This is a genomic window from Mycobacterium sp. (genome assembly GCF_035623875.1).
GTDB lineage: Bacteria > Actinomycetota > Actinomycetes > Mycobacteriales > Mycobacteriaceae > Mycobacterium.
In genome coordinates, this window is sequence record NZ_DASPSP010000197.1 from 1 (window position 1) to 11,832 (window position 11,832).

An 11,832-nucleotide genomic window follows, 5' to 3' on the forward strand; every position below is an offset into this window, starting at 1 on the left:
AGAACTGGCCGGGGCACCAGTGATAGTCGGGGAACGGCCCGGGATAGGCCTCAGCGACGCTCGCCGCACCCAGACCAGCAAGTCCCAGACCTGTGGTGAGAGCAGTCGCGGCTGCGATTCGTTTGATGTTTTTCACCTTGCCTTCGTACCACGCAACGCGAGCGGCCAAACATCCGGCTCGGAGTTTTTCTTATAAATTTCTATGAATCAGCTTGGTACTGACTGTGTTTCAGTACCTGGAGTTATCCGTGTTGACGGCCACGTAAACGGCCGACCAGCGTGTTACTGCGAGAGAGTTAAGATCCGCCTGGTCGACACTGGACGCGTGACAAACACGGCGACGTGGCACCGTTGACAGCAGGAAGGAGACACCGGTGGCCGGTGATGGGTTTCATCCCAACTTGCAGCAAAGCGAACGGTTGATTCGCAATCGAGTGCACCACGTCAAGTCGTCTGATATCGACGCCGACACCGCGCAAAGCGAGGGCATGCAGCGCTTCGCGGCGATCAGTGGACGCACGGTCGGCTCGGAAAAACTCTGGATGGGTGAGACGCACGTCCACCCGCAGACGGTGTCGGCCAACCATCACCACGGCGAATCCGAAACGGCGATATTTGTCCTCAGCGGCCACCCAGACTTCGTGTTTCACGACGGCGAACACGAGGTGCGCATCGCAACCAGTCCCGGCGACTATGTCTTCATACCGCCGTATTTACCTCATCGGGAAGAGAATCCGAGTCCGGACGAGCCGGCCACAGTTGTGATCGCTCGTAGCACCCAAGACGCGATCGTCGTCAACCTGCCAGAGCTCTACGCGCTAAAGCCTTAGCAAAGTAGTGCAGCCGCCCCGGGTGGGACGGCTGCAAGCGGCATCGACTCAGGGGTGCCAGGGGCCGGGGCCGTGCCAATGGCCCGGGTCGTGTGGCTCGCCGTCGAAGTAGAAATCGTCGTGGCAGCGGTCTGCCCCCCAGTTGGGACCCCACGACGGGTCCCAGAACTGACCGGGACACCAGTGATAGTCGGGGAGTGGCCCGGGGAAGGCCTCGGCAACGCCCGCCGCACTCAAACCGGCAAGCCCTAACCCTGTGGAGGTGATTAAAGTCGCAGCTGCGACGCGCGTGATGTTTTTCACGCCGCCTTTTTACCCCGCAGAGCCGACCGGCTAAACCTGTTCCCCGGCGTGTTTTCTTGCGACTTTTCTGTGAATCAGCTTGGCGTCGGGTAGTTTACGACGGCCGCGGTGCGATAACGTCAGCGCGTGGCCAGCACTCGCAAGCTTGTTGCCGCCCTCACCCGACCCGGGCCGCATCGCGTCCTGCGCGGCGACCTGGCCTTTGCGGGCTTGCGCGGTGTGGTGTACACACCCGAAGCGGGACTGAACCTGCCCGGTCTGGCTTTCGGCCACGACTGGCTCACCGGCGTCGAGCGCTATTCGCGACTGCTCGAGCACCTGGCCTCGTGGGGCATCGTCGCGGCGGCCCCCGACACCGAGCGAGGACTGGCGCCATCGGTACTGAACCTGGCCTTCGATTTGGGCACCACGCTCGACATCGCCGCGGGTGTACGCCTTGGCCCGGGCAAGATCAGCGTGCATCCCAACAAACTCGGCGTGATCGGCCACGGCTTCGGCGGCTCGGCCGCGGTGTTTGCGGCGGCCGGGATGAAGGTCAAGCCCAAGGCGGTGGCGGCGATTTTCCCGACCGTCACCAGTCCACCGGCCGAACAACCGGCCGCGACCCTGAGCGTGCCAGGGGTGGTGTTCAGCGCCGCCGGCGATGCCAAGAAATTGCGCTCCAACGCCATTGAACTATCCCGGGCCTGGGACAGGGCCACGCTGCGGGTAGTCGGGAAAGCCCAGTCCACCGGACTCGCCGAGGGTCGTCGGCTGGCGAAGGTGATGGGCCTGGGCGGTCCGGATCGCAAGACGCAGAAGGCGATTCGTGCGTTGCTGACCGGGTACCTGCTGTATGCGCTCGGCGGCGACAAGACGTATCGCGAGTTCGCTGACCCAGACGTCCAGCTACCCAAGACCGTCGCCGTGGACCCGGAGGCGACGCCGGCGACCCCCGAACAGAAGTTCGTCGCATTACTCAAGGGCTGAGCTAACCAACCAACCGGTTGGGTGCGATAAAGTCGCATGAATCGCTGCGCTATGTCGAGACGTTGCGCGAACTGCTGCCCAGCTGAGCGGCTGTCACTGCCCGGCCTGCGGCAATTCATCGGCGGCGATCTCGCACGGAGTTGACCCGTCGGGCTGCGGTTCGGAATTCGGGGCGGACGGCGCCGCTGGCGGCGGCGGCGCGTCCGGCGGCGTGACCGGCTGGGCTACCGGCTCGTCGACAGCAACGCCGGTGGCTGGCGGGTTTTCCGCGGGCGCTTCGGCGGTGGCGCCTTCGGCCGTGGCGTCTTCGGCCGCGGCGTCTTTGTCGGCGCCGACCGGCTCGTCCGCGGTGGCCGTGTCGTCGGCGTCATCTGCGTCGTCGGTGTTATCGTCGTCCGCCAGGTCGGCGTCGTCGCCGAGTGGATCGTCGTCGTCCAGGGGATCGTCCGACAGCGGATCCCCGGACCCCGAAGGATCGGAGAAACCGTCAGCCAACGAACCCAGCAGACCGCCGATACCGTCGACGATCTTGCCGACGACACCGCCGATACTGCCGGCGAGACTGCCAAGACTGCCCAGATTGCCGGCGCCGCTGGACAAGCCGGCGGTATCGCCCACCGGGGCGGCCAATTCCGGAGGCACTGCAGGCCAATTGTCGACGGCGTCCGGGTAAAGCGAAGACGGCGGAGTCGACACGGCAGCAGGCACCGTCGGCACGATATCGGCCGACGTTGACTTCACCGGTACGGTGGCCGTGGCCGGGTTTGGACCGAGCGGCTCATCGGCGACCGGCGGCCAACTGGGACCCAGCTCACCGGGAATCTCGAAACACACCTCGCGCACCGAGCTCAGCGCGTCGACAGCCGCGTCGTAGGACGCCTCCATCGACCTCGCCGTCGAGCGCATCGCTGTGAGCCAGTCGGTGCGAATATCGTTGTCTACGTATGGGATAACGTGCTCGCGAACCAGCTCTTCGGCCGCCGACCGGTCGCCCGCCCTGGCCGTCACAGCGTGTGCGGCGGCCAGCCAAGCCGACCGCTCCCCCAACCTGCGATCGTCGATCGCGATCGCCGTCGCGGCCTTGTCGTCCACTAGCTGCCACAGCTTGTCGCGCAGCGCTGCATAGCCGTCGGCGGCGGCGCGGACGCGCGCGGTCACCTCCGCTGCGGTGTCGCAGTGCCGCTGCAGAAACCGCGTCGCGGAGTCGGCTCCAGACCCCGTCCAGGCCGCCGCGATCTCGGTGAGCTGCGCACGCTGCAGCCACAGCGCCTCGTCGATCGTGTTGAGCGCAGCCCGAAGCTCAGCGCTGTCGTCGTCGAGCGCCCGGAGGTCAAGTCCGGCTTCGGTCTCATACCAGTCCAGGACCTGTGCATCGTGCGCCGTCAGGTCGGGATGCTGATAACCGAGCAGATGGCATGCCTGCACGTAGGTCTGCGTGTGCTCCACGGCGGGCCGGCCCTCGGCCAGGCGCGCCGCCGCATCAAACCAGTCGACCACTTTGTCTAACCGATCCGCGCCGCGACGCTCAGATCGGCATCGATGTAGCGGTCAGCGCTGGCCCGCAGGGCGGTAGCGATCTCCCCGGTTGCCCGTGCCCATTGCCCAAGCTCACCGGCCAACCGATTCAGGGCTAACCGCAGTGCGTCGCCGTGACCGATGTAGGACCGCCCGGCGGCGGCGCCGTCGAAGGCCAAACTCCCAAAGTGAGTGCGCACCGTGCCGTCGATGAGGTGCGCGGCATTGTCGAACCGGTTCGCGACCGTGCGCAACATCGCAGCGTCGACGAACGCATTTCGTTGTCCCATACCAGTTTCGACGCATCGCGCCGTTCGGGGGTTCCGCGCTCAGTGCTGGGCGCGCACCGTTTCGGCGACGAGGGTGGCGAGCCGGTGGGCGGTGCGCTCGTCGTCCGCTTCCACCATGACCCGAATCATCTGTTCGGTTCCCGAGGGGCGCAACAGAATTCGCCCGGTATCACCGAGCTCGTCCTCGGCCTGCCGAACCACCGTGCGAACCGAGGGCGCGGCGACGGCGGCGGCCTTGTCGGCGACCCCGACGTTGATCAGCACCTGCGGCAAGGTGTGCATCACGGAGGCCAGGCCGGTCAGCGACGAGCCGGTCTGCGCCATTCGCGACATCAGCCGCAGGCCGGTGAGGATGCCGTCGCCGGTGGTGGCCAGGCCGGGCAGCACGATATGGCCGGATTGCTCGCCGCCGAGGCTGTAGTCACCGGATCGCAGCTCTTCCAGGACATAGCGGTCACCGACGCTGGTGGTGCGAACGGTCACCCCGGCGGCACGCATCGCCAGGTGCAGCCCGAGGTTGCTCATCACGGTCGCCACCAGGGTGTTGTCGACCAGTTCGCCGGCCTCTTGCATTGCCAGCGCCAGGATCACCATGATCGCATCGCCGTCGACGACCTGACCGGCGGCATCGATGGCCAGGCATCGGTCGGCGTCACCGTCGTGCGCCAGACCGAGGTCGGCGCCGTGGGCGAGGACCGCCGATCGCAGGGCATCCAAGTGCGTCGACCCGCAGCGGTCGTTGATGTTGAGGCCGTTGGGTTCGGCGTGGATCGCGATGACCCGCGCCCCGGCCACCCGGTAGGCGCGCGGTGCTGCCACCGAGGCCGCGCCATGCGCGCAGTCGACGACGACGGTCAGCCCGTCGAGCCCGACGGTGCCAGCCTTGCCGACCTGGCGCAGGTAGCGGTCCAGCGCATCCTCGGCGTCGATCACCCGTCCGATCCCCGACCCGACCGGACGCAGCCCCGGCCCGGCCGCGACCAGATCCTCGATCCGGTCCTCGGTGGCGTCGTCGAGCTTGTGTCCGCCCGGCCCGAATATTTTGATGCCGTTGTCGGGCATCGGGTTGTGCGACGCCGAGATCATCACCCCGAAGTCGGCGTCGTAGGCGCTCGTCAGGTAGGCCACCGCCGGTGTCGGCAGCACTCCGGCCCGCAGCGCGTCCACCCCTTCGCTGGTCAGACCGGCGATCACCGCCGCTTCCAGCATTTCGCCGCTGGCGCGAGGATCGCGGCCGATCACCGCGACGCGTCGGCGTGCGCTATTCGGGCTGGTCAGCCCTCGCGCGGCGGCGGTGCCGAGAGCTAACGCGAGCTCGGCGGTGAGCTCTCGATTGGCGACTCCGCGGACGCCGTCGGTGCCGAATAGTCGACCCATGCGGACAAACCTCTCACAGTTGGCGACCGCGCACACACATGACAAGAGGATTGCCCGTAGTGCCACCCAACTGGTACGCGGCCGTGATCGCCGACGTGATCAGCGCTTGCTGTACTGCGGCGCCTTGCGGGCCTTCTTGAGGCCATACTTCTTGCGCTCGGTGGCACGCGGGTCACGGGTGAGGAAGCCGGCCCTCTTCAGGGCGGGCCGGTCCTCGGGCGTGACCAGGATCAATGCCCTCGCGATGGCCAGCCGCAGCGCACCGGCCTGGCCGGACGGGCCCCCGCCATCGAGGTGGGCAAAGATGTCGAAGCTTTCCAGCCGGTCCACGGTCACCAGCGGCGCCTTGATGAGCTGCTGATGCACCTTGTTGGGGAAGTAAGCCTCCAGGCTGCGGCCATCGAGGTCGAATTTGCCGGTGCCGGGCACCAGCCGCACCCGCACCACGGCCTCCTTGCGGCGCCCGACCGTTTGGATCGGACGCTCGATGACGAAGGATTCCGCCCGCGTCGACGGCGTCGCTGCCTCGGCCGTCTGCGCGACAGTGCCTTCGGTGGCCTCGGTCTCAGTTTCTGCGATCTCTGTCATTGGGCCACCTGCTTGATCTCGAACGGAACCGGCTGCTGGGCGGTGTGTGGGTGCTGGGGACCGGCGTAGATACGCAGCTTGCGCTTGATCTGACGGCCGAGCTTGTTCTTCGGCAGCATGCCGACGACCGCCTTTTCCACGACACGGTCGGGGTGCTTCTCCATCAGCTCGCCGATCGTGCGCTTCCGCAGCCCGCCGGGATAACCCGAGTGGCGGTAAGCCAGCTTGTTGTGCAGTTTGTCGCCGCTGATTGCGACCTTGTCGGCATTGACGATGATGACGAAGTCGCCACCGTCAACATTGGGGGTGAATGTCGGCTTGTGCTTGCCGCGCAACAGGTTGGCTGCCGCGACGGCAAGACGGCCGAGCACCACGTCCGTGGCGTCAATGACGTACCACGCCCGCGTGGTGTCACCCGCCTTCGGCGCGTAGGTAGACACAGCGCTTACCTCTCTCGATTCGGGTTCTACCCGGTTTCGGATCCCGGTGTGACCCGGGTGCCGGTCAGGCGCTCACGGCAACGGGATGATCTCGGCGACCGACATTGACCCGAGTCCCGGCGTACCGCACGCCAACGCAGCAGCTTACCGGCGGTCATCCACGCAGGTCAAAACGCCGCGGACGTTGGGCGCACCCCGTCCCAGGTGTGATCGCGATATCGACGTCGTTGTTGCTGCACACGTCGGCCGCCGCGTTGACGATGAGCAGCAGCTCCTACGGCCGCCGCGCGGCTTAGCTGCGGGCCGATCTGACGCCGACTGCTAGTCGACCGAGCCGATGAACGTCAACACCAACTCGGCAACCCGCTCCGGCTGGTCAAGTTGCAGGAAGTGTCCGGCGTGTCCGACGATGGCCACGTCGCTACCGTCGGGCAGCGCTCTCGCCACCCAATGCGCGAAATCCGCTGTCATGCAACCGTCGTCGCGTCCGTGTAAGTAGAGGCTCGGCAGCGCCGGTGCCGATGTCCAATGCCGGTGCAGTTCGGCGTACCGCATCGGGGGGCGAGTATTGCGGATGGTGGCCCGGTAGGGCCCGAGCGCGGCACGCCAGCTCTCCGGTGTCCCGATCGCGGCGTCGACATGGCGCAGGTCTTCTGTGGCATCGTAACCCGGCGACCATCGCCGCCACAGCCTGGGCAGCACCCAGGATGCGGATCGCTCTGGCAGCCAAGGTAATTGGAAGTACATGATGTACCAGCTGCGCAGCAGCTGAGGTGGGATTTGACTCAGCAAGCGACCCCGATCGGGCACCTGCCTCAGCGGACGGAACGCCGCAGCCGGCGGCACCGACATGATCACCGCCTTGGCGAACGGACTGTCCGGCATCGCCGCCAAACCATTCGCCGCCATCGCACCCCAGTCGTGGCCGATCACCACGTCGCGATCGGTGCCGCCGGCCGCCGTCCGCGCCTGCAGCGCGTCGTCCATCAGCGCCCCGATGTGATAGCTGCCGTCGGACGGAATCGACGACGGCGCGTAGCCGCGCATGAACGGTGCCACCACCCGCCAGCCCGAGTCAGCGAGCCGGGGCGCGAAATTGCGCCAGCCGTAGGGGGTATCGGGAAACCCGTGCAGGCACAGCGCGATCGGGGCGTCGGGCGGCCCCCACGTCAGCGCCTTCAACTCCACGGCGGGAGCATGCACATCGATCCAGCGGGGTCCAGTCATCACCTGATCCTTTGACTAGAACTGGTCGAAGCCGGAGACCAGCCAACGCTCGCCGATCTTGTCCAGCGTCACCCGGACGCTGGAGCCGGCATCGGCCGGCGCCGCGTCACCGATCCGGATGGTCTGGTTGACGAAGACCAGGACTACTGCGTGATTGTGGCCGGCCGACTCCGACGCGGCCCCGGGAACGATGGCCGTCGCGGAGACGTGTCGTTCTTTCGCATTCGGAATGAGTTCCTCCTGCGTCCGCTGTACGTAGATGTCGCGGAAATTGCCGGTTAGTCGTTCCCGCGCGGCCGCCACGTCCCGATCCACGGTATCGAATCGGAACGAGAGCAGCGCGACGGTGGAATCCCTTGCCGCCGCTACCGATTGGCTGCGAGCAAGGTCGGTATTGCGAACCGACGAGTCCTTCCACTTGAGTAGACCCGCGGCGATCGCCAGCAGCAACGCCAGAGCCGGCAGCAAGCCGTAGACCAGTACGCGCGACCAGTTGACTCCTCGTGGTTGCGTCATGGCACGAACACCACGTCGGAGACTTTGGCGACATCGCCGACGCTCTTCACAGTGACCCGTATCCGCCAGAACTGTGGCTCCTGGTGCGCCTGCGCGGGATCCGACGACTTCACCGTCACCGCTACCAATACCCTGCCCAGATCGCCGTTTCGCGATTCGAGTCCAGCGTCGGTGACGGTGCCCACCAATTGCGATCGCATCCGCTTGGCGTTGTCCATGTATGACTGCTTGCGGCGGGCGAAGCTGTCATAGAACTTGCCGGTTGCCGAGTCCAGAATCCGTTGCGCGTCAGCGTCGGCATGCTGATAGTCGACCGTGAGGAGGTTCGCCGCGCCCTGGCTAGCCGCTTGCACGAAAAGGTTGCGCTGCGCGTCGAGGTTATGGGCCTCATACGCCCGGAAACCCAGCCAGCCGACCAGCCCTGCCAACACCACTCCTGCGACCAGGCCGGCGACCAGCGCGATCCGCTCAACCTGGGCCGGGGGTTGGGCGGGCCGAAGAAATACGACGTCTACCGGGTCTGCTGACGCCTCCACGACGGGCTCCCCGCCGGAGGTAGCAGCATCGTCTGGCATACCGTCCAACGTACGTGTCGACGCACGGCGGGCATGTCCGGGTCAAACGCTGATCGGCGCAGCCCGCCGGCTTTAGACCGCTGTCACCGCATCTTCGAGATCGGCGATGACGACCTTGCGCATGCCGTACATCGCCTGGGTGGCGGCCGCCGCGCGGGCCGGATCCGGATGGCTGACCAGCTCATAGAGTCGCTCGGGAACGATCTGCCAACTCAGACCGAATCGATCTTTGCACCAGCCGCAGTGCGATTCCTCGCCGCCGTCGGTCAGCCGATTCCAGTAGTAGTCGACCTCGTCTCGGTCCTTGCAGCTGATCGTGATGGACACCGCACAGCGCCATCGCCAACGCCATCCAGCAAGTGCACACCACCCGCTTCCAGCCGCCCGAGGTCGTCGTCATGCACCCGCGCCGGTGGGGCTGGTTCCTGGCCCTGCTCGACAACCAGCAGCGACCGCTGTTTCTGCCCGACGCCAACCGGCGATACAACGCCGCAGGGATCCCGGAGGAAGTCGCCAGCCAGCAGGTAGTCGGCAGTATCCCGGCCTGCCGGTGGTGACCGACCCGAACAGCGCCATCACCAGCGGAGCTGGCACCGAGGACATCGTCTGTGTGCTGCGCGCATCCGACGTGGTGCTGTGGGAGTCGGGAATCAGGGCAAGGGTGTTACCGGACACCAAGGCGCAGAACCTCACCGTGCTGTTGCAGCTGTTTGGGTACGTGGCGTTCTCCGTGGCCCGCTACCCGCAGAGCGTCGTCGAGATCACCGGCCTGACAGCACCGACGTTCTGAGAAGGTTGCTGCCGCACGGTAACAAGAAATCCGGTAGAGCCGCTACAGGGGTGCAGCTGCGATTCGGTCCACCGGACCCGGTAGCTCGGGCACCCGCGCTCTCATTGTAAGACTTGGCGTTTGGCGGAAGCTCAGTTCCGCACGGCCCACAAACCAAGCCCGGCGCGGTTATGGCATCGCCTCGGCCCAGGCGATATGGCCCTCGAAGCCAAGCGTTTTCGCCATGTCGCGGTAGCGATCCCGGAAGTCCGTGTAAGCAGCTTCGTCGCCGCGAGTCCGAGCTAGCAGCGCGCGCAGTCGCAGCAGAAAGATGTCGTGCAATACGAACCCCGGTTCGATGGGCACGGTCGCCAGCCGGTCGATGGCCGCCTGCGCTTCCTCCAGGTCTGTGTCGGCACCCCTGCGCAACAGGGCTTCTACCAGAACGGCGGTGGGCGGCCCACCAAAAACCCTGTCGCCGGAGGCGAAATCCCACTCAAGGGCAGCCCGCGACAGGTCGATCGAGCCGTCGAGATCGCCGGCTCGGGCCTTCTCCTTGGCGAAAACAGTGTCGACCATCGCCGCCGTGATCATGGTGAAGCGCTCTTGCACAGCGGCTTCGCGTGCCGCGGCAAGCAGGGCCAAGCCGTCGGCGCGTTGGGGACCGTCATAGGCCACGAGCACCAAGCCGCGCGCGAATCGGGCGGAAGCCAGCGTGAAATCGTCGCCGGATCGTTGGGTGATCTCAAGCAGCTCCGCCGTCTCGTGCAGGGCGGCCGCATCCGGCAGCAACACCCCCTGAGGGATGGTGAGGCCGTATTTATACTGCAGCACCACCGCGCGCGCCGCCGCGTCAAATTCGCGAACCATCCTCCCCGCGGTGTCGAAATCGGCTCGCCATCTCGGGTCTCCGAGGCAACACCGGACGCCTCCCCGCAAGAGGATGGCGCTTCCCAACGGAGAGAAAGCCGTCAGCATCCCCTTGCGGGGGTCGCCGTCGGCCAGGTCATTCATGAGTTGCGCCAACCGCAGGGTTTCGGCCATCTCGCCAACTTGGTATTTGGCGAGGAGTACGGCGGTGAGCAGGCCCAGCGTCAACGTCGGGTCGCCGATCGACTCCAGCACGCTGGTGAGTTCGGAAGCCAAGCTTGATGCTTCGTCGACGCGAGCGTGAGCGAGCAGTGCCAACACCAACCCGGCCATGCCCATGGCCAGCGAAGCTTTGTCGCCGGTGGCGCCAGCAAGGTCGCGCAGTTCGTCGAACCCGGTGTCGGCGATGCTGCCGCCGGCTAAGCAGGCGGTCACGCAAAGCATGGTGCGTGGCGCGGTGCGCATGGCTGCCCGGTTGGGGTCCTCGGCGGGTAGTGCGTCGGCGACGTGACGCGCACGCTGCCAACTCGCCCGTGCCGCGTCGAGTTCATGTTGGGTCAGCCACATGCCGGCGCGCATGTGCCATGCGAAGGCGGCGTGCAGATCACCGGCGGCCTCCAGATGCTCGGCGATCAGCGCAGCGTTCTCGTCGGTCGAAGCCGGGTCACCTGATTCGATCGCGGCCGCGACGCGCCGGTGCAGCTCGGCGCGATCCGATTTGAGCTGCGATTCGTAGGCCACGGTGTGGATCAGGTTGTGCCGAAACGCATACTCGGTGGACCCGGTGAACCGCACCTGATCGACCAGCTCGGCCCCCACAAGATCCTCTAAAACAGGATCAATCCCCAGCGTTGCCAGCAAGTCGAGGCTAAACCTCGAACCGATGACCGCCGCTGCGCTCAGCGTGCGCTTGGCTTTCGGGTCGAGGCGGTCGATGCGCGCGCCGATGGCGGCCTGCAAGGTGGCCGGTACGCCGACCTCGCCAACCTCTGCCGCCGACGAGTGTGCGCCCGGCTCGCCGCGCAGCACGCCGCGCTCGGCCAGTTCCCGCACAATCTCCTCGGCGAAGAACGGGTTGCCGGCGGCCCTGTCGGCGATCGTGTGGGCCAACCCGCCGAGCGAGGGGTCCGGCCCGAGCAGCTGCGCGATCAATGCTGCAGTCTCTGAATCACTCAGCGGCGCAAGGGCGATGGTTTGAGCCCTTGCCACCCGGGTCAACGCGCCCCGATATTCGGTGCGGTAGGTGACCAACATCAGCGAGGGCATCTGCGGGATCACTGTAAGGAACTCGGCCAGCATCGATTCGCTGACTTCATCGATCCATTGGGCGTCCTCGATGATGTAGAGCGCCGGGGTCGCGCGGGCCAACGAGGCGGAATTCACCAGCCCGGTCAACCGCCGCCGACGCGCATCCGGATCGATCCGAGGGAGGGCCACCTCAGGGTCCGCGATCCCCAGCAGGTCAGCGAAGAGCACCAAATCCTCGGGGTCTGCATCGGGAACCCGGGCGCGCACCCGGTCGCGGGCAGCCTGCCCATCAAGACCCTCGACGCCGGTGGCCGC

The 11,832-nt window shown here is 66.3% G+C and carries 14 protein-coding genes and 1 pseudogene; 4 read left to right on the forward strand and 11 right to left on the reverse strand.

Annotation, left to right across the window (positions count from 1 at the left end; all coding sequences use genetic code 11):
* The first annotated feature begins 374 nt into the window (after positions 1–374).
* Entirely contained in the window at positions 375–830 is a 456-nt protein-coding gene (locus VEI45_RS16835) for a cupin domain-containing protein (RefSeq protein WP_324855210.1), read from the forward strand.
* 48 nt (positions 831–878) lie between these two features.
* On the opposite strand, the gene VEI45_RS16840 is transcribed toward VEI45_RS16835, so the two are convergent.
* Positions 879–1,133, reverse strand: a complete 255-nt coding sequence (locus tag VEI45_RS16840; protein ID WP_324855212.1) for a hypothetical protein — start codon at positions 1,131–1,133, stop codon at positions 879–881.
* 126 nt (positions 1,134–1,259) lie between these two features.
* Here VEI45_RS16840 and VEI45_RS16845 point away from each other — a divergent pair, with 126 nt between their 5' ends.
* The gene (locus VEI45_RS16845; protein ID WP_324855214.1) at positions 1,260–2,102 is read left to right on the forward strand and encodes a hypothetical protein; all 843 of its coding nucleotides are present in this window, start codon (positions 1,260–1,262) and stop codon (positions 2,100–2,102) included.
* Between the two features lie 93 nt (positions 2,103–2,195).
* Here VEI45_RS16845 and VEI45_RS16850 read toward each other — a convergent pair whose 3' ends face one another.
* The 9 genes and pseudogenes from VEI45_RS16850 to VEI45_RS16890 all read right to left on the reverse strand — a co-directional run.
* Positions 2,196–3,599, reverse strand: coding sequence for a hypothetical protein (locus VEI45_RS16850; protein ID WP_324855216.1), 1,404 nt, complete (start codon positions 3,597–3,599; stop codon positions 2,196–2,198).
* 5 nt (positions 3,600–3,604) lie between these two features.
* Positions 3,605–3,907: a type VII secretion target gene (locus VEI45_RS16855; RefSeq protein WP_324855218.1), complete on the reverse strand. Its 303-nt coding sequence runs from the start codon at positions 3,905–3,907 to the stop codon at positions 3,605–3,607.
* A 39-nt stretch (positions 3,908–3,946) separates the two neighbouring features.
* A complete protein-coding gene (glmM, locus tag VEI45_RS16860) occupies positions 3,947–5,284 on the reverse strand; it encodes a phosphoglucosamine mutase (protein WP_324855220.1) in 1,338 nt (445 codons plus the stop codon).
* A gap of 99 nt (positions 5,285–5,383) precedes the next feature.
* Positions 5,384–5,872, reverse strand: a complete 489-nt coding sequence (gene rpsI / locus VEI45_RS16865; protein ID WP_324855222.1) for a 30S ribosomal protein S9 — start codon at positions 5,870–5,872, stop codon at positions 5,384–5,386.
* Positions 5,869–6,312, reverse strand: a complete 444-nt coding sequence (gene rplM, locus VEI45_RS16870) for a 50S ribosomal protein L13 (RefSeq protein WP_324855224.1) — start codon at positions 6,310–6,312, stop codon at positions 5,869–5,871. Before rplM ends, rpsI begins: the two co-directional genes overlap by 4 nt.
* Positions 6,313–6,633: 321 nt before the next feature.
* On the reverse strand, positions 6,634–7,539 hold the full coding sequence (locus VEI45_RS16875) for an alpha/beta fold hydrolase (RefSeq protein ID WP_324855226.1): 906 nt from the start codon (positions 7,537–7,539) through the stop codon (positions 6,634–6,636).
* 15 nt (positions 7,540–7,554) lie between these two features.
* Positions 7,555–8,055: a hypothetical protein gene (locus tag VEI45_RS16880; RefSeq protein ID WP_324855228.1), complete on the reverse strand. Its 501-nt coding sequence runs from the start codon at positions 8,053–8,055 to the stop codon at positions 7,555–7,557.
* Positions 8,052–8,630, reverse strand: a complete 579-nt coding sequence (locus VEI45_RS16885; protein WP_324855230.1) for a mammalian cell entry protein — start codon at positions 8,628–8,630, stop codon at positions 8,052–8,054. Before VEI45_RS16885 ends, VEI45_RS16880 begins: the two co-directional genes overlap by 4 nt.
* A 72-nt stretch (positions 8,631–8,702) precedes the next feature.
* Positions 8,703–8,960, reverse strand: a pseudogene (locus VEI45_RS16890) (VOC family protein); the annotation flags it as partial.
* A gap of 29 nt (positions 8,961–8,989) precedes the next feature.
* On the opposite strand from VEI45_RS16890, the gene VEI45_RS16895 reads away from it, so the two are divergent.
* Both VEI45_RS16895 and VEI45_RS16900 read left to right on the forward strand, forming a co-directional pair.
* A complete protein-coding gene (locus tag VEI45_RS16895) occupies positions 8,990–9,187 on the forward strand; it encodes a hypothetical protein (protein ID WP_324855232.1) in 198 nt (65 codons plus the stop codon).
* Entirely contained in the window at positions 9,184–9,420 is a 237-nt protein-coding gene (locus tag VEI45_RS16900; RefSeq protein WP_324855234.1) for a DNA primase, read from the forward strand. Before VEI45_RS16895 ends, VEI45_RS16900 begins: the two co-directional genes overlap by 4 nt.
* Before the next feature lie 168 nt (positions 9,421–9,588).
* On the opposite strand, the gene VEI45_RS16905 is transcribed toward VEI45_RS16900, so the two are convergent.
* On the reverse strand, positions 9,589–11,832 hold a 2,244-nt coding region (locus tag VEI45_RS16905; RefSeq protein WP_324855236.1), incomplete at its 5' end, for a cyclase.